At 75.1% G+C, this 22,887-nt stretch carries 20 protein-coding genes and 1 pseudogene; 11 read left to right on the plus strand and 10 right to left on the minus strand.

Annotation, left to right across the window (positions count from 1 at the left end; translation table 11 throughout):
* Positions 1–450 precede the first annotated feature (450 nt).
* Positions 451–1,263: a sulfite exporter TauE/SafE family protein gene (locus DEF28_RS01315; protein WP_199493085.1), complete on the minus strand. Its 813-nt coding sequence runs from the start codon at positions 1,261–1,263 to the stop codon at positions 451–453.
* An 86-nt stretch (positions 1,264–1,349) separates the two neighbouring features.
* Here DEF28_RS01315 and DEF28_RS01320 point away from each other — a divergent pair, with 86 nt between their 5' ends.
* The 4 genes and pseudogenes from DEF28_RS01320 to DEF28_RS01340 all read left to right on the plus strand — a co-directional run bounded on the left by DEF28_RS01320 (position 1,350) and on the right by DEF28_RS01340 (position 5,380).
* On the plus strand, positions 1,350–2,114 hold the full coding sequence (locus DEF28_RS01320) for an AraC family transcriptional regulator (protein ID WP_114397239.1): 765 nt from the start codon (positions 1,350–1,352) through the stop codon (positions 2,112–2,114).
* Between the two features lie 402 nt (positions 2,115–2,516).
* Positions 2,517–3,092, plus strand: a pseudogene (locus DEF28_RS28245) (cupin domain-containing protein); the annotation flags it as partial.
* Positions 3,093–3,731: 639 nt separating this feature from the next.
* Complete coding sequence (locus DEF28_RS28250; protein WP_114397258.1) at positions 3,732–4,154, plus strand: YciI family protein; 423 nt, start codon at positions 3,732–3,734, stop codon at positions 4,152–4,154.
* On the plus strand, positions 4,151–5,380 hold the full coding sequence (locus DEF28_RS01340; protein ID WP_114397238.1) for an RNA polymerase sigma factor: 1,230 nt from the start codon (positions 4,151–4,153) through the stop codon (positions 5,378–5,380). Before DEF28_RS28250 ends, DEF28_RS01340 begins: the two co-directional genes overlap by 4 nt.
* A 124-nt stretch (positions 5,381–5,504) precedes the next feature.
* On the opposite strand, the gene DEF28_RS01345 is transcribed toward DEF28_RS01340, so the two are convergent.
* Complete coding sequence (locus DEF28_RS01345; RefSeq protein WP_114397237.1) at positions 5,505–6,095, minus strand: GNAT family N-acetyltransferase; 591 nt, start codon at positions 6,093–6,095, stop codon at positions 5,505–5,507.
* The gene (locus DEF28_RS01350; protein WP_158562739.1) at positions 6,092–6,697 is read right to left on the minus strand and encodes a TetR/AcrR family transcriptional regulator; all 606 of its coding nucleotides are present in this window, start codon (positions 6,695–6,697) and stop codon (positions 6,092–6,094) included. The genes DEF28_RS01345 and DEF28_RS01350 overlap by 4 nt, the downstream gene beginning before the upstream one ends.
* Positions 6,698–7,207: 510 nt before the next feature.
* Here DEF28_RS01350 and DEF28_RS01355 point away from each other — a divergent pair.
* From DEF28_RS01355 to DEF28_RS01365, 3 genes are read left to right on the plus strand one after another with little or no spacing between them, the layout of a single operon-like run.
* Positions 7,208–9,205 carry a serine hydrolase domain-containing protein gene (locus DEF28_RS01355; RefSeq protein WP_233515023.1) on the plus strand — a complete coding sequence of 666 codons (1,998 nt, stop codon included), beginning with the start codon at positions 7,208–7,210 and terminating at the stop codon, positions 9,203–9,205.
* A gap of 48 nt (positions 9,206–9,253) precedes the next feature.
* Positions 9,254–10,699, plus strand: coding sequence for a sensor histidine kinase (locus tag DEF28_RS01360; protein WP_158562740.1), 1,446 nt, complete (start codon positions 9,254–9,256; stop codon positions 10,697–10,699).
* On the plus strand, positions 10,696–11,349 hold the full coding sequence (locus DEF28_RS01365) for a response regulator (RefSeq protein ID WP_114397234.1): 654 nt from the start codon (positions 10,696–10,698) through the stop codon (positions 11,347–11,349). The genes DEF28_RS01360 and DEF28_RS01365 overlap by 4 nt, the downstream gene beginning before the upstream one ends.
* A gap of 102 nt (positions 11,350–11,451) precedes the next feature.
* On the opposite strand, the gene DEF28_RS01370 is transcribed toward DEF28_RS01365, so the two are convergent.
* Positions 11,452–12,027, minus strand: a complete 576-nt coding sequence (locus DEF28_RS01370) for a DUF4232 domain-containing protein (protein ID WP_233515024.1) — start codon at positions 12,025–12,027, stop codon at positions 11,452–11,454.
* A gap of 695 nt (positions 12,028–12,722) precedes the next feature.
* On the opposite strand from DEF28_RS01370, the gene DEF28_RS01375 reads away from it, so the two are divergent.
* Positions 12,723–13,412: a cupin domain-containing protein gene (locus DEF28_RS01375; protein ID WP_199493089.1), complete on the plus strand. Its 690-nt coding sequence runs from the start codon at positions 12,723–12,725 to the stop codon at positions 13,410–13,412.
* Between the two features lie 322 nt (positions 13,413–13,734).
* Positions 13,735–14,376, plus strand: coding sequence for a DNA-3-methyladenine glycosylase I (locus DEF28_RS01385; RefSeq protein ID WP_114397231.1), 642 nt, complete (start codon positions 13,735–13,737; stop codon positions 14,374–14,376).
* A 670-nt stretch (positions 14,377–15,046) separates the two neighbouring features.
* Here the strand turns inward: DEF28_RS01385 and DEF28_RS01390 are convergent.
* The 3 genes from DEF28_RS01390 to DEF28_RS01400 form a co-directional block, all read right to left on the minus strand.
* Positions 15,047–16,207 (minus strand): NAD(P)/FAD-dependent oxidoreductase, encoded by a 1,161-nt coding sequence (locus DEF28_RS01390; protein WP_114397230.1) that lies wholly within the window; start codon positions 16,205–16,207, stop codon positions 15,047–15,049.
* Positions 16,208–16,261: 54 nt separating this feature from the next.
* A complete protein-coding gene (locus tag DEF28_RS01395) occupies positions 16,262–17,179 on the minus strand; it encodes a MurR/RpiR family transcriptional regulator (protein ID WP_114397229.1) in 918 nt (305 codons plus the stop codon).
* Between the two features lie 192 nt (positions 17,180–17,371).
* Positions 17,372–18,706, minus strand: coding sequence for a hypothetical protein (locus DEF28_RS01400; protein WP_114397228.1), 1,335 nt, complete (start codon positions 18,704–18,706; stop codon positions 17,372–17,374).
* A gap of 155 nt (positions 18,707–18,861) precedes the next feature.
* Here DEF28_RS01400 and DEF28_RS01405 point away from each other — a divergent pair, with 155 nt between their 5' ends.
* Complete coding sequence (locus tag DEF28_RS01405; protein WP_114397227.1) at positions 18,862–19,392, plus strand: hypothetical protein; 531 nt, start codon at positions 18,862–18,864, stop codon at positions 19,390–19,392.
* Positions 19,393–19,513: 121 nt separating this feature from the next.
* A complete protein-coding gene (locus tag DEF28_RS01410) occupies positions 19,514–19,900 on the plus strand; it encodes a hypothetical protein (protein WP_114397226.1) in 387 nt (128 codons plus the stop codon).
* A gap of 217 nt (positions 19,901–20,117) precedes the next feature.
* On the opposite strand, the gene DEF28_RS01415 is transcribed toward DEF28_RS01410, so the two are convergent.
* The 3 genes from DEF28_RS01415 to DEF28_RS01425 are packed head-to-tail and all read right to left on the minus strand — an operon-like array spanning position 20,118 to position 22,866.
* Positions 20,118–21,185, minus strand: coding sequence for a hypothetical protein (locus DEF28_RS01415; RefSeq protein ID WP_114397225.1), 1,068 nt, complete (start codon positions 21,183–21,185; stop codon positions 20,118–20,120).
* Positions 21,182–21,820 (minus strand): ABC transporter ATP-binding protein, encoded by a 639-nt coding sequence (locus tag DEF28_RS01420; RefSeq protein WP_114397224.1) that lies wholly within the window; start codon positions 21,818–21,820, stop codon positions 21,182–21,184. The genes DEF28_RS01415 and DEF28_RS01420 overlap by 4 nt, the downstream gene beginning before the upstream one ends.
* The gene (locus tag DEF28_RS01425; protein ID WP_233515025.1) at positions 21,817–22,866 is read right to left on the minus strand and encodes a peptidoglycan-binding domain-containing protein; all 1,050 of its coding nucleotides are present in this window, start codon (positions 22,864–22,866) and stop codon (positions 21,817–21,819) included. Before DEF28_RS01425 ends, DEF28_RS01420 begins: the two co-directional genes overlap by 4 nt.
* Between the last annotated feature and the right edge of the window lie 21 nt (positions 22,867–22,887).

The raw sequence follows: 22,887 nt of genomic DNA on the forward strand, positions 1-22,887 counted from the left end.
ACCTTTCTCGGACATGAGTGGAATCCGAGCGTGATTCGCTCCGGCAGGTCGGCGAAAAGGGCGGTGCCGGCGACGGGGAGCAATGGGCCCGGTGCGGTGTTTCCCCCGGTCGGTGGGCCTGGCCGCGGACGGCCCGCTTTCCCGGTGGGGGCGGGGAGGGGGTTTCCGGGTCGGCCGGCTGGACGGCCGATTCCGGCGCCGGACGCGGTGGAAAGGAGTGCCGTTTCCGGGCCGCGCGCCCACGGCGCCGTGCGGCGGCCCTTTCCTGCCGCGGTCCGAGCGAGCTGGTCGGCACGGCGGAAGACGGTGCCTCCGTGCGCCGCCGCGGTGCGTCCCGCCCGACCGGTCCCGGCCAGCCGCGCGCCCGCGGCACACCCGGCAGGAGCACGGGGCCGTGCTCGCAGACACCCGGTCCGGCGACGTGGCGACTCCGGATCCCGCTCAGCCGCGTCACAACGCCGACACCGCCATCGCCGCCGTCACCGCGACGAGCAGCAGCAGGTAGCTCCACGCGTGCACCCGGTCCGGGATCCGGGGCGGTCGGCGGCGCAGGGCGACGATGACCGGCAGGGCCCCCGCGAGCAGCGCGGCCCCGGCTCCCACGTCCACCGCGCCGAGCAGGAGCACGGTCCCCGGGGAGCCGGCACCGGGTGCGGCGTGGTCGAGCAGGAACACGGCCGTCGCCGGCGCGGCGATCACCAGGGTGAGCGGGTTGGCGAGGGCGGTGGCGGTCCGCATGGGGTGGCCGGACCGGCGCAGCAGCGGCACGGTCATCACGCTGCCGCCGACGCCCAGGAACGCGGCGAGCGCACCGATGGGCAGGCCCAGCACCCGGGGGATGCCCGAGGCCACGTCCGGCGCGGCGGGCCCGTCGGAGGGCTGGCGGCCCAGGAACCCCGGCCGCGCGAGCAGGTCGCCGATCGTGAGGACGAGGTAGCCGACGAACGCCCACTGCGTCACGGGGCTCGGCACCCACCGGGCCGCGAGCGCGCCCAGCACCGCTCCGCAGCCGAGCAGCGCCACCAGGGCGGCGCTGCCGCGCAGCGCCCCGAGGACGTCCCGCCGCGTCGCCGCCGTGGCGATCCCGGCGTTGACCACCATGACGATCGCGGAGGTGGCGACCGCCGTGTGCATCGCGTCCGCTCCCAGAGCGGCGTTCACCCAGACGATCACGGGGACCGTGACGAAGCCGCCGCCGAACCCGAACAGCACCGTTGTCAGGCCCGTGAGGACCCCGATCGCGACCAGCACCACAATGCTCACGGATGGTCAGTCCATCAGTCCGGGACCGCCGCCGGCAATCGAAGATCGGCATGGTTCCTTCGAGACCCGGCCGCTATCGTGGCGAGGTGCGCAACATCCGCCTCGCCGAGGTCGACCGTGTCGCCCGTGCCGTCCTGCCCATCGGAACCGACTACGCCAGCGGCCACCTCCTCGACTGGCACGAGCACCGGCGGGCCCAGTTCCTCTACGGGGCAACCGGCGTCATGGTCGTGGAGACCGACACCGGCACATGGACGGTGCCCACCGACCGCGCCGTGCTCATACCGGCGGCGACCCGGCACCGCGTCCGCATGCTCGGCGTGAGCACCCGCAGCCTCTACATCGAGCCCGAGGCCGTCCCGTGGTGGCCCGCCGCCTGCACCGTCGTGGACGTCACGCCCCTGCTCCGCGAACTGCTGCTCGCCGCCGTCGAGTTCGACGCCGACTACGACCTCGCGGGGCGCGAGGGCGCCGTCGCCAAGCTGCTGCTCCACGAGATCGCGGCGCTCGCGCCGCTGCCCCTGCACGTGGACCTGCCGTCCTCGCCCGACCTCGCCGCGCTGTGCCAGGACTACCTCGCGCGCCCCGACGCCCGGCTCACCAACCGCGACTGGGCCGCGCGGCTCGCCATGAGCGAACGCGCGTTCACGCGCCGCTTCCGGCAGGAGGTGCACGTCAGCCCGGCGGTCTGGCGGACGCGGGCGCGGCTGCTGGCCGCCGTGCCGCTGCTGCGCACCCACCCGGTCACCCGGGTCGCGGCCCGTCTCGGCTACGCCTCGCCCGCCTCGTTCACCGCCGCGTTCTCCCGCGCGTTCGGGATCGCCCCGTCGAAGCTGGTCCGCCCGGGCTGAGCGGCACCGGCCGGCCGGGGCGCACGTCGGAGCCGGCGGGCCCGCCCGGTCCGGTCAGCCGTCCGAACGTGCTCCGGTGCTCGCGCCGTGCCGGCACCGCCGGAGCGGGCCGGCAGGTGCGCAGGTTCCGCCGCCCTGGGTGCCGCCCCCGTCACTCGATGCGACATTGGGAATATTTCGGACGCCTGTTCGACTACTTAACGAAGCAGGGCCGTCACAGCGCAGCGGGAGTGGGATCACCGGAGGTTCGGGAAGTAAAGCCGGGCGAAGGAACTGGCCGCCTCCCGGGGAGCGCGGACCGCTGCGCCGGAATCGGAGGTCGCGCATGCCGGACGCCCCCAGCCGGTCTCCGGCAGAGGGGCGAGCGGCCGCCCAGGTCAGCTGGAGGGAACGCGCCCGATGATGGAGAAGGTGTTCGACAGCCGGGACCTGCCCCCGGCTGAGCGGATCCCGGTATGGCGGGAAGCCACGGCGAGCGCCCTGGTGCCGAACGAGTTCGATATCGACCCCGAGGCCGACTTCCTGGCCTCCATCCGCGCCGTGCACCTGGGCGAGGCGCAGGTGACCTCCCTGACGTACTCGACGCTGAGCTCCCGGCGGACTCCGGAGCTGATCCGCAGGTCCGACCCGGGCATGTACGCGGTGGGGCTCATCCTCGGCGGCCGGCAGCAGATCATCCAGGGGCGGCGCACGTCCTCCCTGCGTGCGCGCGAACTGGTGGTGTACTCCACCTCGCAGCCCTACCAGGGCGTGGTGGACGCGCCGTGCGGCAGCGCGGCCTCCGTCGTGGTGCAGGCTCCGTACCACACGCTGCCGCTCCCCGCCGACCGCGTACGGGCGCTCATGGCGACCCGGCTGCCCGGGCACGAGGGGATCGGCGTGCTCCTCGCGGGCTTCCTCACCCACCTCGCCACCGACGCCACCCCCTACCGGGCCGCGGAGGCGCAGCGGCTCGGATCGGTGCTCCTCGACCTGATCGCCGCGTGGCTGGCCCACCACATGGAGGCCGAGGACCGGACCCCCACCGAGACCCGCGAGCGGACGCGGTTCCTGGAGGTCCAGGCGTTCATCCTGCGCCATCTGGGTGATCCGGACCTGACGCCCGCGACCGTCGCCGCCGCGACCTGGCCGACCCCCGCGCGGCCACCCGCCCGGTCCAGGCGGTCGCCGCCCGCTGGGGCTACACCCGGCCCGCCGACTTCACCCGCGCGTTCCGCACCGCGTTCGGCGCGACCCCGACCGAGTACCGCCGCACCTGCCTGCCCGAGATCGGCGCGTCCCGCCGGGCAGCCGGTGCCGAGGGGTGACGGCGCCCTCTGGTGCCGCGGTGCCGGTGACCCGGACGCGGCGGCCGACCGCGCCCACGCGGCCCGGTCCGGCCGCCTCCCGTGGCAGGTCCGCCCGCGCAGCGCCGCCGGCCCGGACGCCGCGGCGGCCCGGACGCCGCGGCGGCCCCGGACGCCGTCACCAGCGCGCTTCCCCTTCCGGACGCCGCGCGCACCGGTCTATCGTCACCTCCAGAAAAAAGTTCCGTCGAGATGTCGATCCTGTCGCGCGCCGTTCGACGTCCAGATGAGAGGCGCCGAACGCGGCGCCGTCCGACGAAGGGGACCGGCCATGAAGTACATGCTCATCATGCGCACCACGGAAGCGGCGATCGCGGCTGCGAAGGAGGTGCCGTTCGAGGAGATCATCAACGCGATGGGCGCCTTCAACGAGTCGATGATCAACGCCGGCGTCCTGCTGGCGGGCGAGGGCCTCGCCGACGCCGAGGAGGGGGCCGTGGTCGACTTCACCGGCGAGGAGCCCATCGTCACCGACGGCCCGTACGGCGAGACGCACGAGCTGTTCAACGGCTTCTGGATCCTGCAGGTCGCCAGCAAGGAGGAGGCCGTGGAGTGGGCCAAGCGCATCCCGTTCAGCAGCTGCTCCAAGGTGGAGGTGCGCCGGGTCACCGACGAGAGCGACTTCGCGGACTTCGCCGACAACGAGTACGTCAAGAAGGAAGAGGGCTGGCGCGAGCAGCTCGGCACGAAGTGACCGACGACGCGCGCCGGACCGTCGAGGCGGTCTGGCGGATCGAGGGCGCCCGCGTCGTCGCGACGGTCGCCCGCATGGTCGGCGACGTGGGCCTGGCCGAGGACCTCGCCCAGGACGCGCTCGCCGACGCGCTCGCCCAGTGGCCGGAGTCGGGCGTCCCGCGCAACGCGGGCGCTTGGCTCACGGCCGTGGCCAAGCGCAGGGCGGTCGACGGCTGGCGCCGCCGGGAGCGCCTCGACGAGCGGTACCGGGCCATCGGGCGCGACCTGGAGGTCGCGGCGGAGGACGAGTGGGAGCCGATCGAGGACGACGTGCTCAAGCTCGTGTTCGCCGCCTGCCACCCGGTGCTGGCGCGTGAGGCGCAGGTGGCGCTGACGCTGCGCGTGGTCGGCGGTCTGACGAGCGAGGAGATCGCGCGGATGTTCCTCGTGTCGGTGCCGACGATGCAGCAGCGCATCGTGCGCGCCAAGAAGACGCTCACCGCGGCCCGGGTGCCGTTCGCGGTGCCCGAGCCGAGCGAGTGGGCCGAGCGCCTGGCCGGGGTGTTCGCGGTCGTCTACCTCGTCTTCACCGAGGGGTATGCGGCGACCTCCGGGGACCGGTGGATCCGTGCCGACCTCGCGGCCGAGGCGCTGCGGCTCGGGCGCATGGTCGCGGCGCTGGCCCCGCGGGAGCCCGAGGCGCACGGCCTGGTCGCGCTGATGGAGCTGCAGGCCTCTCGCTTCGCGGCCCGCACCGGCCCCGGCGGGAGCCCCGTCCTCCTCGCCGACCAGGACCGCGCCCGGTGGGACCGCGGGCAGATCACGCGCGGGCTCGCGGCCCTCGCCCGAGCGGACGCGCTGGGCCGCGGGCGGGGACCCTACGCGCTGCAGGCGGCGATCGCGGCGTGCCATGCGAAGGCGGGCAGCGTCGCGGAAACCGACTGGGAGCAGATCACCACGCTTTATGCGGCGCTGGAGCAGATCACGAGGAACCCGGTCGTCACGCTGAACCGGGCCGTGGCGGTGTCGATGGCAGCGGGTCCGGAGGCGGCGCTGCGCGTCGTCGACGAGGAGGTCGACGCCGAGCGCCTCCGCGGTGGCTACCTGCTGCCGAGCGTCCGCGGTGAACTGCTCGCCCGGCTCGGCCGCCGTGCCGAGGCCCGCGAGGAGCTGCTGCGGGCCGCCGAGCTCACGCGCAACGAGCGCCAGCGGGAGGTGCTGCTGGACAAGGCGGCGGCGTTGTGAGGCCCGGGCGGGGTCCCGTCCGGGAGGTCCGCCCGGACCGCGCCGGCGGGCTCGGGGCCTGCGGGTGGCCCGCTCCGCGCGACCGCCGCGCGCCGGTCCGCGCCCCGAGCGGGCGGTTCCCGCCTCAGCCCCGCACGAGCCGCAGGGAGACGTAGTAGCGGATGCCCGTCCAGCGGGTGTGGCGGACCCTGCGGCGCCGGTACTCGGTGAAGCCGAGCTTGCGGTAGAGGGACAGCGCGGCGGTGTTGGTGTCGGCGACGTCCGCCAGCACGTACTCGGTGTACCCGGGGAGCGCGAGCAGGTGGTCGAGGACGGCCGTGGCGACGCCCCTGCCCTGGTAGTCGGGGGAGGTCGCCACGAACTCGATGGAGGCGGCGCCGGGCCGGATGCCGGGCACTCCGCCCTGGAACTCCGACCGGAACGCGAGGTCGGCGATGGTGCCCCGCACCAGGCCGAGGTGCCGGCGGAGCTCCGCGGCGCTGTGCCGGGTGGAGGGCCGCACGCCGTCCGTGAGCGCGGCGATCCCGGCGGGCCGGCCGTCGACGAGGCCCACGTGGAACGTGTCCAGGACGAGCATGTGCTCGAAGGCGTCGGCGAGCCGGCGGGGGTCCTTCGAGAGAGAGGCGAAGTCCGGGCCGAAGCCCCCGACGAACACCTCGGTGATCCGGCGCCGGTAGCCCTCGCCGAGCCGCGCGGCCGGGACGACCTCGATCATGGATTCCTCCCTGTCAGCAAGCCCGCCAGCACGTCCGCGCCGGGCGGGACGAAATCGCGCCCCAAGGCGAGGCGCATAGTGACCAGCCCGCTGACGGCCGCGAGGTAGCAGGTCGCCAGCTGCCGGGCGTCCCCGGCCCGGAACTGGCCGAGCCGCTGCCCCTCTTCGACGAGCGCGACGACGGCCTCGACCACGGCGTAGTGCTGCCGGACGAGCTCGCGTACTTCGTCGGGCGGGTCCGGCATCGAGAACGCCTGCGTCATGAGCTGGAAGAACTCCGAGGCGCCGTCGTCGGCGGCGATGTCGGCCACCATGACGGCGCTGAACTCGCGGATCGCGGCCTGCGGGGACTCGGCGTCGCCGAACCTGCCGACCAGCCGCTCCAGCCCTTCGGCGCCCTGGGTGACCAGTGCGGCGAACAGGGCCTCCTTCGTCGCGTAGTGGCGGTACATGAGTCCGGTGCTGACCCCCGCGGCGCGGGCGATGTCGCGCACGCTGGTCGCGGCGTAGCCCCGGCGGACGAAGAGCCGGACCGCCGCGCCCGCCAGGCGTTCGCGCGTGGCGGTGCGCAGTGCCTCGTTCTGCTTCTCGGTCCTCGGCACCCGGCTCTCCCTTCCGTTTTTGGATGAACGCTCGTTCATTATATGTGCGGCGGCGCCCGGGCGCCACCTCCGCACCCGGCCGCCGCCACCCCGCCGGAGTCCGGGGGCCGGACCGGGTCCGGGGCGGCCGCACCCAGCGGGGCTCGCGCCGGGCGGCTGCCGTGTACGCAGCGGCGCACGGCGGAGCGGCGCACGGCCGGAGCGGCGCACGCGCCGACGTCCGGCATCCGGCCGCACCCGCGCCGGTTCCCTCCCCGCATCCGCCTCCCCGGGCGCGCACGCCGCCCCGCGCGGCGGAGGCGGGCGGCCGCCGCCGTCCGCGCTGGTCGCGCCGCCGACCTCCCGCCCGGGGCGGCACCCGCCTCCTCCTTTGGTCGCAATCCGGTTGCCGACCTGTGCCCGATGCCCCGGCCCGGCGCTCCCCGGCATGCTCGGAGAGCGACGCCGGGCGGCACCTGAAACAGGCCGACCCAACGCCCGGCGCCTCCCACCAAGAGCAGGAGCACGTTCGTGACGACCAACGACCAAGCCACGCGGACCGACCGGGTGGAACCGGCGAGACCAGGACCCTCCCAGCGCGGGTCCCGCAGCCGGCGCGGCATCGGAGCGCGGATCACCGCGCTCGTGGCGGCCGGCCTCGCCGCCGCGGCCATCACCGGCTGCGGCGCCCCCGCCGCCGCGGGGGCGCCCGCCCCGCCGATCCCGGCGCCCGCGGCGGCCGGCGACCTCACCGAAGCCGACGTCAACGCCTGGTTGGACGGCTTCATGCCGGCGGCGCTGGAAGACGCCGGTATCGCGGGCGGCGCGGTCTCCGTGGTCCACGACGGCGAGGTGCTCACCGCGCGCGGCTACGGCTACTCCGACACCGGGACCGGCGACGGCGAGCCGCGGCCGGTCGATCCGGAGGAGACGCTGTTCCGCGTGGGGTCGGTCTCGAAGCTGTTCACCGCGACGGCGGTGATGCAGCTGGTCGAGAGCGGGGACCTCGACCTCGACGCCGACGTGAGCGAGTACCTCGACTTCGAGCTGCCCCGCAGGTTCGAGGGCGACATCACCCTCCGCCACCTGCTGACACACACGGCCGGCTTCGAGGAGCGGATCGGCGGCCTCATCGGCTCCGAGGGCGGCACCGTGGACCTGCGGGAGGCGGCCACCGCTGACCCGCCGGAGCAGATCTTCGAACCCGGCACGGTTCCGGCGTACTCCAACTACGGCAACATGCTCGCCGGGTACGTCGTCGAACGCGTCAGCGGGACGCGCTTCGAGGAGTACGTGCGGCAGAACATCCTCGACCGGACCGGCATGGCGTCCTCCACCTTCGAGCAGCCGCTGCCGGAGGACCTGCGGGAGCGGATGTCGAACGGCTACGCCGTCGACTCCGACCCCGCCGCGCCCTTCGAGACCATCGGGACCCCGCCCGCCGGCTCGCTCACGGCGTCCGCGACCGACATGGCGCGCTTCATGCAGGCGCAACTGGGCGAAACCGGCCCGGAGCAGGCGCTGCTCGACCGCGAGACGCTCGCCCTGATGCACGAGCCCGCCCTCACCTCCGACACCCTCGGCACCCTCGCCGACGGCCAGCGCATGACCCTGGGGTTCTTCGACGAGAGCCGCAACGGCCGCCGCATCATCGGCCACGGCGGCGACACCAACTACTTCCACTCCCACCTGCAGATCTACCCGGAGGAGCGGACCGGGATCTTCGTCACGCTGAACGGCGGCGGGAGTGCGGCCTTGGACTCCCTGACCCTGCGCAGCTCCCTGCTGTCCGGGTTCGCCGACCGCTACTTCCCGTCGGAGGGCGGGCAGGCCCAGGTCGAGTCGACGGCGGCCGAGCACGCCGCGATGGCCGAGGGGCGCTACGAGAGCTCGCGGTCGATGCAGAGCACGTTCCTCTCCGCCACCAGGGCCCTGAACCAGACGACCGTGACCGCCCGCGGCGACGGGACCATCCTCATCTCACCCGGACCGGAGACCGTGCACCCGACCGTCTACGAGGAGATCGCCCCCTGGGTCTGGCAGGAGGTGGGCGGTCAGCGGATCGTCACCATGCGGGTGGCCGGCGGCCAGGTCCAGGAGATCGGCTACGCCTCCGCGTTCACGCTGACGCGCGTCGACCCGGTCCACGACTCCGCTGTCGTCCTGCCCATCCTGCTGTTCTCGGTCTCGGTCCTGCTGGTCAGCCTGCTGTCGCTGCCGATCGGCGCGATCGCCCGGCGGTGCCTGTCCGCGCCGGCCCACCGCCGTCCGGGCCGGGTGGCCCGGGTCCTGACCCGCCTCTGCTCGCTCGGCGCCGTGCTCGCCCTCGCGGGGTGGGCGGGGAGCATCGTCATGATCATGGGGCTCCAGGACGTGCCGGAGGCCGCGATCCGCGTCATCCAGGCCGCGCAGTGGCTCGGGGTCGCCGGAGTGCTCCCGGCGGCGGTCAGCCTGGTCGTGGACATCCACCGCCGCACCGATTTCCGCCGATCCCGACTTCCTGATATCAACCACACAGCTCTCGAATGACGTGACGACATGGGCGGGCGAACGCCCCAGCGGAGGGAAGGCCACAGCGTGGACGTCCGGACCGACACCGACGGGGCGCTGCCCGAGGCGGGGCCCTCCCCGCTCGGGGGCCGCCTCGACCGCCTGCTCACCCGGGTCGGGATCGCCGGCGAGTTCGCCCGCGACTGCGCCCTCGCCGGCGTCGTGGCCCTGTGCTCGGCCGCCATCCTGGTGCCGCTGCCGCGCATCGCCGAGGCGGAGGGCTTCCTGCTCACGCCGCTGTCGGTGACGGCGATCGGCGTCCTGGCCGCCGCGCAGTCGCTCCTGCTCGCCATCCGGCGCACGAACCCCGCCCTCTGCCTGGTCCTCGTGGCGCTGACCCAGATCGCGCTCGTCACCGCCGTCCCCACCGGCCTGTCCTTCCGGGGGCTGGCGCCCTTCATCGCCGCCTACACGTGCGGGACCCGGCTGGCCGGCCCTCCGATGCTGCGCTTCGTCGCGGCTGTCGCGGTCGTGGAGGGGATCGTGGCGGGAGCGGCTGCCAGCACCCTCACGGGGCTGATCGCACCGGAGCAGCCCGCGGAGGTGGCCGGCAGCCCGCTGGGGGACGGGCCCCTGGCGCTGTGGACGCTGCAGTTCGTCGCCAGCGTGCTCACCTACCTGCCGGCGGCCCTGATCGGCGGCCACATGGCGACGCGCCGGCGCTACGTCGAGTTGGTGAAGGTGAGCGCGGCCGAGCGGGTGCGGGCCCAGCAGGACCGGGCCGACTCCGCGATCCGGGCCGAGCGCGCCCGGATGGCCCGCGAACTGCACGACATCGCGGCGCACCACCTCTCCGGCATGGTGGTGCAGGCGGCGGCGGTGGAGCGGCTGATCGACCGGGACCCGCGGGCCGCCAAGGAGGCCACCGCGTGGATCCGGGGGCAGGGCAAGGAGACGCTGGACAACCTGCGCCTCGTGGTCGGGGCGCTGCGGGATCCGGCGGACGGTGCCGCCGCGAACGGTACCGTCGGCCGCGGAGGCCGCGACCTGGGCGGGGACGGCGCGCCGGTGCCGGGACTCGCCGTCCTGGACCGGCTGGTCCAGACGGAGCGCGACCTCGGGGCGGACGTCGAGGCCGAGTGCGAGGGGGAGCGGTACGAGCTCGCGCCGGTCGCCGACGTCGCCTTCTACCGGGTCGCGCAGGAGGCGCTGTCCAACGCCCGGGACCACGCACCGGGTGCCCGCGTGCGGGTCGGGGTCCGCTACCGGGAGTCCGCCGTCGCGCTTGAGGTGACGAACGAGCCCCGCCCCGGCAGCCGCCCCGCCGGGCCCGGTGCACACGGCCCCCGGGCCTCTGGCGCCCCCCGCGGCCACGGCCTGATCGGCATGCGGGAGCGGGCCCAGCTGATCGGGGCGGCCTTCGACGCCGGGCCGACGGAGTCCGGCGGCTGGCGGGTGTCCCTCGAACTTCCGGTCGACCAGGACACGAAGGCGGCCGGCTCCCTCACCGCGGAGACGGGTGGTGCGGCGTGATCAGAGTCCTCCTCGTGGACGACCAGTCCGTCGTCAGGGCCGGGTTCCGCGTCATCCTGGAGCTCGCCGGCGACATCGAGGTGGTCGGCGAGGGCTCCAACGGCCCCGCCGCGGTCGAACTCGCCCGCCGCCTGAAGCCGGACGTCATCTGCATGGACGTCCGGATGCCGGGCGGCGACGGTCTCGCCGCGACCCGCGAGATCGTCGCCGCCGAGGAGACGCCGCCGGCCGTGCTCGTGGTGACGACGTTCGACCTCGACGAGTACGTGTTCGGGGCGCTGGAGGCCGGTGCGAGCGGCTTCATCCTCAAGGACACCGAACCCGACGACCTCATCGACGCCGTCCGCAGGCTCGCGAAGGGCCACGGCCTGGTCGACCACACCGTGACCCGGCGGGTGATCACCGAGTTCGCGCGGCGCAGGTCACCGCGTCGCGGCAGCACGGAGGTCCTCGACCGTCTCACCGCGCGGGAGGTCGACATCGTCCGCCTGCTCGCCGAGGGGCTGTCGAACGCCGAGATCGCGCGGCGGCTCTTCATCGAGACGAGCACGGTCAAGTCGCACCTGGGGCGGGCCATGGCCAAGATCGGCGTCCGCGACCGCCTGCAGACCGTGGTCTGGGCCTACCAGAACGGGGTGGCGCCCCACTGAGGGGGTGTGCGGCCATCCGCTTATCGGAGCACGGACCGGTCGGGCGCGGCGCCCACGGGCGCCGCGCCCGGCCGGTCCTGGTGAGTGGTGCGGTCAGTGCCGTCAGGCCCCGACCGGGGTGATCGCCGAGACGCGCGACGCGCCCAGTTCGGGGTTGGCGCAGACGCGGTCCCTGCCGTCCGTGGGGACGTACTGCGCTCCCTCGTCGTTCAGGAAGAACAGGTGCGCGCCCGCGACCTCGGTCGGCTGGCACTCCACCGGGTCGTAGTTCTCCGGGTTGGGACGGGCGATGGTCACCACGGCCTGGTCACCGGGGAAGAGGGCGAACGGCCCGGTGGTGACGCTGTCCTGCTCGGCGGACGCGCCGATCCGGTGGCCCTCGGAGTCGCCCCAGTACACCTGGGCCAGCTCGCCGTACATCACACAGGCTTCGTCGGAGTAGGGGGTGCGCGGGGGCAGCTTCTCGATGAGGAGGTCGACGTACACCGTGCCGGCCGCGCCCTGGCGGCTCTGCTCGGTGACCTCCAGGTCGGCCGCGGTGCAGTCCGCGACGCTCATCGTCCCGAACTCGGACGTGCTGTCCGCGAGGGCCGCCGGGGCGCCCATGGCGAGGGCGGAGGCCGCTACGGCGCCGACAGCGAGCGCCTGGGCGGCGCGAATACCCGTCGATTTCGACATTTCAGACATTTTTCTCTTTCTTGGTCAGGTTTATATGGGGTGCGCCAATGGGACGCCGGACCACGGGATGTGGTTGACAGGTGGAACGGAGATCGCCGGGCGCTCGGCCCCGTCGAAATCTCCTCTTCGGCGGTAGGGGAGGACGGAAATGGGCGCTGTTGCCGGGGGAGAGGTGTCTGGGGGGCGGCCTCGCCTGGCTCGCGATCCGTGCGGGGAGGGGGCGCCGCATTTCGATGAATAACAATATTTCGGACATTTGGTGTGGGGTGGTGGGAATGCGCCCTGCTTTCCTGCCCTCTTCCTGCCGTCCGGAATTCGGCGCCGCCAGCCGCCCCCCGTCGGAACGGCTGCTCCGGCGCGTCGAGGCATCGACCGCCTGGCGCCACGCGCCCTTTCGGTCACCGGTCCGGCCGGGTGCGCACGCAGGTACGCGGACCGCGTCGGAGCCGTCCCGGGTGATCGGGGCGTCCGAGGCGCCCCCGCGCCGTGCCGTCCCGACGGCCACGCGCCTGCGTGCGCACCCCGGTGGCGCGCGGTTCCGCGGTGGCCCGCGCGCCTCCTTCGAGGGAGTGGAGCGGCGTGCCAGCATGTTGCTCCGACCGCGCGGGCCAGGCCCCGGACGCGGCCGGTGACGGTGAGCGGCGGCCGGCCGCGCACCGGCTCCTGTTCGGCCGACAGAGGCGGGGGACACCGGAATGCCCGACGACCGCGACCGCAGCGATCCCGGCGTCCAGCCGGACATGGACTCGGGCTTCCGGCACCGCCCCACGCCGAACGCCGGACGGGCCACCGGCACCCCGCAGCCGGGGACCGTCGTGCCGGGCCGCGACGCCGACCCGGCGGTCCCGCACAACTTCCCGCTGTCCCGGTCCGAGGCGCGGTCCTTCGACGGCGGCCGGCTGCAGGGAGCGCACGGCGCGAACTGGCCGATCCTCGTCGACCAGCAGGCCGCCGTCTACCTCATCACCCTGGGGCCTGGCGGCATCCGGGAACCGCACTGGCACCCCAGCGCCTGGGAGGTGAACTACGTCATCTCCGGCACCGTCCGCTGGACCTTCGTCGGGCCCGACCAGACCCAGGCCGCCTTCGAGGCCGGTACGGGGGACGTGGTCTTCGCCCCGCAGGGCCACTTCCACTACTTCGAGAACGCCAGCGACACCGAGGACCTCCGAGTCCTCGTGGTGTTCAACTCCTCCGCACCCGAACCGGGGGACGACATCGGGATCGTCCACTCGCTCAGCGCGATGCCGCGGCACGTCCTCGCGTCGGTCTTCGGCACGGGGCCGGAGGCCTTCGACGCGATCCCGAAGCGGCTCGGCCGCGTCGTCATCTCCCGGCGCACGGGTCCGGCCGAGGAGGACGCGGCGCCGAGCGGCGGGAGGTGACCGGCGGCGGTCGAGGCGGCGGCCCCCGCACCGCGGCCGCCGCCCGGGAGGGGGTCGAGGCCCTCGGAGCCGAGACTCCCTCCGGACGGCGGCTGGACGAGATGACGCGGTTCTTCGAACTGGTCAGCCGCGACATGGCGGAGATCGCCGAGCACTGGCACGCGGTGTTCTCCGCCCGGCGGGGCGATGACGGGACGCCGGAGGCCGGCGCTGCGGCCGCTCCGCCGGGGGCTGACCCGGGCCGCGGCGCACGTCCCGGGGCCGCGGAGCGTCTACCCTCGGACAGGCGCCCCGACGTCGCCCCGCAGGGAGGAAACCGCACATGACCGCCGCCGAGAGCCAGGCGACCCCCGCCGCACCGCCCGCCGCGACCGGCGCGGTGCTGTGCGAGGACGGCCTCGCCCGCCCGCCGTGGGCGGCGACCGACCCGCTGCTGCGCGCGTACTACGACACCGAATGGGGCATGCCGGTGCGCGACGAGCAGGGCATGTTCGAGCGCATCAGCCTGGAGGCGTTCCAAGCCGGCCTGTCGTGGGCCACCATCCTGCGCAAGCGCCCCGCCTTCCGCACGGCCTTCCACCGCTTCGCCCCCGACACCGTGGCGGCCTACACCGAGGACGACGTCGAGCGCCTCATGGCCGACGCCGGGATCGTGCGCAACGAGAAGAAGATCCGCGCCACCATCACCAACGCCCGGGCCACCGTGGCGCTGCGCCGCGAGGGCGGCCTGGCCGCGTTCGTGTGGTCGTTCCAGCCGGAGGAGACCCCGGAGCCGCGGACGGTGGCCGACATCCCCACCCGCTCCGCCGAGTCGGTCGCGCTCTCCAAGGCGCTGCGCGCCAAGGGCTTCGCGTTCACCGGCCCCACCACCATGTTCGCGCTGATGGAGGCCACCGGCATCGTCGACACCCACCTCGTGGACAGCCACCGCCGCGGCAGCTCCGGGGTGTGGCCCAAGGCGTGAGGGGCGGAGCGCCCGGCACCGCCGGTGCGCCCGGTCTCCGGCACGGCCCACCGGCACGGCGCCGGCGGAGCGCGGCTCGGGCCGGACGCTCAAGGCCCGGATCCCGGTGACGGCCGTCGGGCGCGGAGCTCGGGGCGGCCGCACCGCGTTCGGCGGGCCGCGGCGGCCCGGTGCGTGCGTGCCGCGCGGGCGCCCCCGGACCGCCGGCGGGGCGGGGCGGGCACCGCACCCGGGGCGCTGCCCCGTGCACGAGGTTCGGCTGGGAGCGCCGGCGCCCGGCGTCATCAGCCGGAGCTGGGAGCGGAGGCGGGCGCCGGTGGCGGCGGCCACCACGCCGCGCGGCGGCGTTTCCGGGGACGTCGCGTCAGCGGCGGCCCGAGCCCGCCCGTCCGGACGGCCTGGCACGGCCGGCGCCGCCCCCGCGGACATCGTGGAGGTGAGTGCGTCGCGGTGGCGCGCCGCGACCGGGAGCGCTTGTTCGGTCCGGTCCGCGAGGCCGCCAGGTCGGCGGGTGGGATCCCGCGATGACGGTCGGGGCCCATGCGGGACCGGTGGCGACCGCAGCATGCGGGGCCGTTCGACGACGCGGGCCACCCCGGGCGTCCGCCCGGGGCGCCGCATGGCCCCGGCTGGCGGCCCGGGGACGGTGCCGTCCGCGGGGGAGCGGCCGTCACTGCTCCCCGGGTTCGCGGGCCGCGGTGACCGGGGGGAAGGGGCCCTCGGCGGCGAAGCGGCCGGGGCGGAAGGCGGCCAGTTCGGCGGCGGGCTCGCCGGTGACCAGTTCGTCCGCGGCGAGCGACCCGAGGAGCGGCGCCAGGGTGACACCGCTGTGGGTGGCCAGCACGTACACGGACGGATGGTCCTCCAGCGGGCCCGCGACGGTGAAGCCGTCCGCGGGGAGGACGCGCCGGCCGGTGCGGACGGACTCGATCCTCGGGACCGGGCCGCCGGCGAGCACGGCGGCCAGCCGGTCTTCGAAGACCGCCGCGAGCGACGCCTCCGGCTCCGCTCCGGGGTCGGCGCCGGAGTCGAGGTCGAGGGCCTGGACGAGCAGCCGGCCGCCGGGCCACGGCCGCAGGTTCACCCGGTCGGTCGTGACGACCCCGCGCACGCCGGCCGCCGCGGCGGCGCTCACCGCCAGGAACCCCACGGCCGCGTTGCCGCGGGCCGGCTCGACCAGCGGCACGGAGGCACCGATGGCGGCCAGAAGCCGCCCGGTGCCGTTGCCCGCGCAGCACACCACCCGGTCGGCGTCCAGCCGCTCGCCCGACTCCAGGACCGCCGCGGCGCCGGCGGGCCGCTCGACGAGCCCCGCCACCCGCGCGCCGAACCGCACGCGCGCGCCGAGCGACCCCGCCTCCGCCAGCAGGGCCTCGGCCAGCGCCGCGGGGTCGCAGTGCGCCTCCTGCGGGAACAGCGCCACGTCGGCGTCGGCCGGGACCAGCAGGTGCGGCTCGCGGCGGCGGGCCTCGGCGGGCGTGAGCCAGCGCGCCGGGTAGCCGCGCTCCGCCAGCCGTTCGACCCGCGCGCGCAGCTCTTCGCGGTGCGCCGCGTCCACGGCCCACTCCAGGTGTCCGGCGGGGTGGAACCACGACGCCGCGCGGCCGTGCCGGCGGGCGAGCTCGTGGTGGGCCGCGACGCCGGCGGCGTTGAGGCCGTGGTAGTCCGGGCGGACCTTCCGGTTGGCGTTGACCCAGGCGAAGCTGGTTGCGGAGGTCCCGGCCGCGGCCCGCGGCTCCGCCTCGACGAGGGTGACGGCGACGCCGCGGCGGGCGAGGGCCGCGGCCGCGGCCGCACCCGTGACCCCGGCGCCGATGACCAGGCAGTGCATGTCGATCTCCGCTTCTGACTCGGCAGGCGGGCGCGAGGTGGTGGGCCCCGGCCCTCAGACGGCCCCGCCGCCGCCGGGGGAGGCGAGCGGCAGTATGTCGAGTGAGCTGCCCACGAGCTCCGCGCGCAGCCGGTTGACCAGCTCCATCCGCTCCACCGCGGCCGCCCGGGAGTGCGCGGCGAGCGCCAGGACGAGCGCGTGGCTGATCACGAGGCCGCCGACCAGTTCGCTCGCGGTACTGATGGTGGACTGCGGGGTGGTCAGGGCCACGTGCACCCGTCCGGCCAGCGCCGTGCCCAGGGACTCGGTGACCAGCACGGTCCGGGCGCCGACCCGCTCGGCGTGGTCCAGCACCACGCCGGTCTCCCGGAACTGCCGGATCGGGGCGAACACGACGACCGCGTCGCCCGGCCGCAGGTTGACCAGGGCGTCGGCGGCCCGGAAGCCGGCGAGGGTGCTGCTCACCGCGTCGACGCCGATGCGGGTGAGGTTGAGGCTCAGGTGCTCGGCGAGCAGGCCGGCCGGCCCCAGCCCGAAGGCCAGCACGCGCTCGGCGGAGCGCAGCACGTCGACCGCGCGGTCCCAGTCCTGCGAGCGGAGGCGGCGCCGCATGTGCTCCAGCAGCCCCACGGTGTCGTCGAGGACGCGGGCGTAGTGCGATTCGGCGCCGGGGAGCCGGTCCAGGCGGTCGTCGAGGGTCGCGGCGAGGTCGCGCTGCCGGGTCAGGGCTCCGAGTAACTCTCGCTTGAGCTCCTTCAGGCCGGCGTACCCCAGCGCCTTGGTCGTGCGCACGACGGTGGCGTCGCTGGTGCTGGTCCGCCGGCCGAGTTCGATGGCCGACGCGGCCACGACCTCGGCCGGGTTCTCCGCCATGTACTCGGCGACGCGCCGCTCACTGGTGGAGAGTTCGGAGGTCAGCGCCGCGACACGTTCGTGGAGCGGCGGTTCGGTGGAACCGGGTGTCGTAGTCACAACTTCCTTGACCTTCTTCCGTAGTGAAAACTACCTTACCCTCGGCTTCGGGAGCCGGGTCGACCGCAGGGGCGAAAGGACGTGCGCCCGGCCCGCGACGTGAGGGGCTCGGGGGCGGGCGCCATCGGAAGTATGGCCCTGTGGCGCCCCGCCCGGCGCGGGGCGCGCGCGGTGGGCGCCGAACGTGCCGCGTCACCAGGTGCAGAGGCGGACGGCGCCGTGCTGGGTGACGGGGTCGCCGTCGGAGGTCTCGGTGAGTGTCCCGGCCACCACCAGGTCGGTGGTCCCGGGCACCCGGACCACCGACGTGCGCTCCAGCGGGTTGGGGGCGGCGTCGTGGTAGACCCGGTCCGGCGGCGCCGCGGCGTCCACGTCGTAGGGCGTCATGGCACCGCCGGGACCGCGGTGCAGGAGGTCGCCGTCGATGGCCGGAGGCTCCGGGAGTATCCCGCCGGCACCCCGGGTGATCCACAGGCCGCCGGCGCCGTCGCCGGTCACGCTGAGGTAGGAGCGGTCCGGGTCGTCGAGGGCCACCTGCCACGCGGTGCCGTCCCAGTGCGCGAGGACCGCTCCGCGCACCGAGGAGAGCCCGTCGGAGTTGACCAGCCGCCCGACCGCCCAGACGTCGTCGGGGGCCTCGGCGTGCACGCCGGTGAACTCGTACCGGTCGCGGCCGCCGGTGCCGGTGGGGAGCGGCTGCTCCGGTACCGGCATCGGCCGCCAGACCGCGCCGTCCCACCGCTCGGCGGTGAGCTGGCGGCCGTCGGTGCCCACCGCGATCACGTTGTCGGGGCCGAGGGCGGCGAGTTCGTATCCGGTCGGCGGGAGCGCCGCCCGGCTCCAGCCCGCTCCGTCGAAGTGCAGCACGTGCCGCGTCGCCCCGGGGCCGCGCGACCACACCTGCGTGCCCACCTCGGCGACCAGCCACACGTCGTCGGGGGCGATGACCTCCAGGTCGGTCACGATGCGCGGCTCGGCGCCCTCCCCGGAGTGCAGGGCGGGGTCCAGCAGGTCGGTCAGGACGTACCGGCGCCACCGCGAGCCGTCGTGGTGCATCGCCGTGTACTCGGCCGGATCTGCGACGAACCACTCGGCCCGCTCCACATCCGCGGCCTCCTCGCCGACGACCCACAGGTCGTCGGGGCCGGAAGCGGCGGCGGCCAGCGTCGCGTCCGGCCACGAGGCGGGGAGGTCGAGCTCGTGCCACGTCTGGCCGTCCCAGCGCAGGCCGCGCGGGACGGGATTCGCGTCGCCGCCGTACGGGTCGGTCCCGGCCGGATAGAAGGTTCCGAAGGCCCAGACGTGCCGCGGCCCGCCCGCGGCGACCGCGGTGAAACCGCCGTCAGCGTCCGCCGTCGGCGGCGGATCGATGCGGTCGCAGCGCGTACCCGCGGGGGGACCGGCGTCGGCGGCCAGCAGCGCGGCGACGGCGACCGCGGCCGTGACCGTCGCCGCCAGGCCGCCGGCCGTCCTCCGCCCGCGCCGTGCGGGCCCGCTCGGGGCGCCGTTCCGGGTGCGATCGGTCATGCTCGACGTTCCTCCTGACCCACGTGCCGTCCCCGCCCCCGACGCCGCGGGCCCGGGCGGGCGTGCACGGAACCGTACCGGTGACTCCGGACGCTCCCTTCCGCGGGCGGGTCCGGGCCTCGCCGGACACGGTGAGGTGAGGCTATCCTTACTTCATGTCGGACGTGTTCTGGTCACTGACCCTGCTGTACGCGCTCGGGTTCGGCGGCGCTTTCGTGGCGCTCGTCCTCACCGGGCAGCTCGTCGCCCGCGACGCCCTCCTGCACGGCTATCCCCCGGCCATCCAGCAGCGGTACGGTCCGCAGAGCGCACGGGGGCGCCGCGTCGCGCGGTGGACGAGTGCCGGAACGGCGCTGCTCCTGGTGGCCACCCCACTGCTGGGGATGCTCTCCCTGGCGCACCACACCGGCGCCCTCCCGGGCTTCTGGGACGGCTTCGTGTTCGGCAGCGTCCTCTTCGCGACCCTGGCGGCGGCCGACCTCGTGATCCTCGACTGGTGGCTGTTCTGCACGCCCCGATCCCGGCTGTTCGTGCTGCCGGGCACCGAGGGGATGCCCGAGTACACGGACCGGGCCTTCCACGTCAGGGTGCTCGTCCCGGCTCCGGTGCCGTGGCCGCTGCTGGCGATCCCGGGCTACGGATTGGCCGTCGGCGGCGGCGCGGCGCTGGCCGGCGTTCTAGTCTGAGCCCCGGCGGCAACCGTCGCCGTCGCCGGCGCGCGCCCCGCTCCGCGGGAACCCCGGGACCGCCGCGGGCGTCGAAGGCGACGCGCGGGCTGTTCCGCGCCGAAGAGCAGGAGTGTGCGACATGAGCTATCCCGGACCTCCGCCGCAGAGTCCGGGGGGCTGGGGGCCTCCTCCGCCTCCGCCCCCGCCGCCCCCTCCACCGGGAGGCTGGTTCCAGAGCGGGCCCTACGGCGGCTCGTCCGAACCGCCCGCGAGCACCGGGAGCGCCGTCGGCGCCCTGATCGCCAACATCCTCGCCCTCTGCCTCTGCTGGGTGTTCGCGGCGCCCGGCCTGATCCTGGCGATCGTCGCCCTGAGCCAGACGGCCAGCAACCCCTCCTCCGCGCGCACCTGCACGCTGATCTCCTGGATCCTCTTCGGAGTGGCCGTCCTGAGCGGTGCGGCGTACTTCGCCTACTGGTTGCTGGTGGGCGGCGCCCTGTGGTTCGAGACCCTCGACACTATGTGAGAGCGCGGCGCCCGCGGCGGGTACCGCGCGAGCCGGTCGTCCAAGGGCGTCATGCGGGGAGACCGCCAGACGCCCACGACGGTCGCAGCGCGGCGGACCCCGGGATCCCGGGGTCCGCCGCGCCCAGGTCCCCGCACGGCTGCCGCCCCGCGGGGGTGGCGGCGCCAGCGCCGGCGTCCGGAACCGACCGGTCCCCGACGCCGGCGCCCCTCTCCCGTCAGCGGTTCTTGAAGTAGCCGAACAGGTGCTTCTCCCGGACCAGCAGCAGCGCGGCGACCGCCCCGACCTGCGCGGCGCACACCGCGGCCAGCGGGCCGCGGATGTCGATGAGGTACACCTCCAGCCGGTCCGCCGGATTGCCCACCGTGACGGTGAGGGCCAGCGCCCCGGCGCTCAGGGCGAGAGCCGCGAGCGACCACGCCGCCGTCTCGACCACCGTGCTCCCCAGCAGCGCCCGGCGGGAGACCCCCACGTGCAGGGCCCCGGCGTACTCCAGGCGGCGCAGCCGGACCGCGACGAAGCCGAGCACCAGCCCGGCGAGGGCGCAGGCCGGCAGCCCGTACCGGGTGGCCCGGCCGGTGAACTCGCCGACGCCGTCGAACGAGGCGCCGAACCGGTTGTTCAGCCGGCCGAGGGTCATGTTCGACGTGGTCCCCGGCCGCACCGCCGCGGCGGCGTAGACGAGCGCGTCCGCCGACTCCGACAGCGGCCAGACCTCCGCCCAGCACTCGTCGAACGTCCCCGCCGCCGGCCGCGGCACCAGCACCGCGTGGCGCAGCCGGCCGTCCCGCCCGTCCTGTGGGTAGGGGTAGGTGCCGGCGACGGTGAGCGGGCCCGCCGTGGTCGCCAGGGTCTCGCCCGCGCGCACGCCGAGGGTGCGCGCGAGGTCGGCCGGCAGCCACACCCCCTCCGCGGAGACCGCGCGCACCCGCAGGACGTCGGCAAGTCCGGGGGTGACCTCGTAGGCGGGGATGGGGTTGGCGAACATGGCCTCCAGGACCACCGGATCGGCGGGCACCAGGGCCCCTGCTCCGCGGACGCCCGCCACCTCGCCGAGCCGGTCGCACGACCGGCCGTCGGTCATCCCCTCGGCGTTGAGGGTGCGTACCGACGCCCCCGACTCGACGAACTCCACCGCCCGCCGCTCTAGGGCGACGATGGACCGCGCGTCGGCGACCGCCAGGCCGCCGCCGATGACGGCCAGGGCGAGCGCGAAGACCGCCGCCCGCGTGGTGCCCGAGGCGACGTTGCGCACCGCCTCGGAGAGCACGGATCTCCACCTCATGGCGCCGTCCGATCGCGCACCGCGTAGTGCGCCATGTCGATGACCCGGCCGCAGGCGGCCCGCGTGTGCGGGTCGTGGGTGGCGACCACCACGATCGTGCCCTCCTGCGCGATCGCCCCCAGCGTCTCGTTCACCGTCGCCGCGGTCCGCAGGTCCAGCTGCGCGGTCGGCTCGTCCACGAGCAGCAGGTCGGGGGCCGAGCACACGGAGCGGGCCAGCATCAGCCGCTGGGCCTCCCCGCCGGACAGCTCCCGGAACGGCTGGTGGACCACCCCGGACAGGTTGAACATCGCCATGACCTCGCGTGCGCGCCGCTCGGCGTCGTCACGGGTGAGGCCCCGGGCCAGCAGCGGCAGGGCCACGTGGTCCACGGCCGTGCGGGCGGGCACCCCGTAGGGGTTCTGGAACACCCACCCCGTGCGCTCGATGCCGACCTTCTCGATCCGTCCGGCGACCGGCTCCAGCCATCCGGCGAGAATGGACAGCAGCGTCGACTTCCCGCAGCCGGAGGGACCGCAGATGCCGACGATCTCCCCGGGCAGCAGCGTGAAGTCCAGGCCGCCGAACAGGTCGTCGGTGCCCGCGAAGCGGTGCCCGAGCCCGGTCGCCCGGACCAGTTTCGGCGCCTCTGTCATGGTTCCCGACCGCATGACTGCGCCGTGATCGCCGGGCCGAGGTCCACCTCGGCCGGCGGATCGCCCTCCAGTTCGATGAGGGACGCCCCGAGGTTGGAGCCGACGATCTCCACCGGGTAGGCGTCGTCGCCGGACTCCACGCACCCGCTGCGGCCCTCGATGGCGAAGACCGCCGCGGGCGGCACCTTCAGCGTCCGCAGCGGGGAGGCGAGCCGGATCTCAGCGGTCACCGGGTCGGCGTCCTCGCTCGCGGTGACCTCCTGGAAGGCGGAGGTCGCCGCGAGCTCCGCCAGGAACTCCGGGTCACTCACCCGGCCGTCCTCGTCCATCGGGCCGGAGACGCCGAGCACGTCCATGGTCCGCTCGCCCGGTACCGCGCCGCCGGGCATCGAGGCGACGCTGACGGCGGTGAGCTGGTTGGACACGGTCCCGAAGGCCTCGCCCGCGGTGACGTTGCGGCCCAGCACGGCCTCGCAGCTCTCCAGCGTGACCGCGTCGGTCGGCAGCCACATGAACCGGTCGACGTCGATCGCGCCGTCCGGCTCGCGGATCCCGGCGTCGTCCTGCAGCTCCCGGACGGCCGCCGCCGTCTGCCAGCCGTAGGTCCCGTCGGCCGCGGCCTCGTAGCCGAGCCGCGAGAGCGCGGTCTGCAGCGCCCGGACATCGCGGCCCCGGTCGCCGCGTCCGAGGTCGCGGTAGAGCGGGACCGACGTCGCCAGCGCCACGAGCGGCGTGTTGTCGATCCGTGCCGCGACCTGGCCGGACCGGATCTCGGCCCCGACCTCGCAGCGCGTCGAGGTGACCCGGCCGGCGAAGCCGACCTCCAGGGCCAGGGCCTCGGGGATCTCGAACTCGACCTCGACGGTCCGCTCGTCGGCGAACTCCTCCACGCTCACGGGCGCGGAGGTCGGTTCGTCCGCTTCGGCCAGCCCGGTGGGCGGATCGGCGGGGCGCAGCAGGAAGCCGGCCGTTCCGCCGCCGGTCAGCAGGAGCAGGCCGGCGAGCAGGGCGGTGCCCGGTGACTGCACGCGCACCCCGCCCCTCACGCTGCCCCTCCCCGCGCAGCC

The sequence above is a fragment of the Marinitenerispora sediminis genome (assembly GCF_003336425.1).
In the GTDB taxonomy this organism is placed as follows: Bacteria; Actinomycetota; Actinomycetes; order Streptosporangiales; family Streptosporangiaceae; genus Marinitenerispora; species Marinitenerispora sediminis.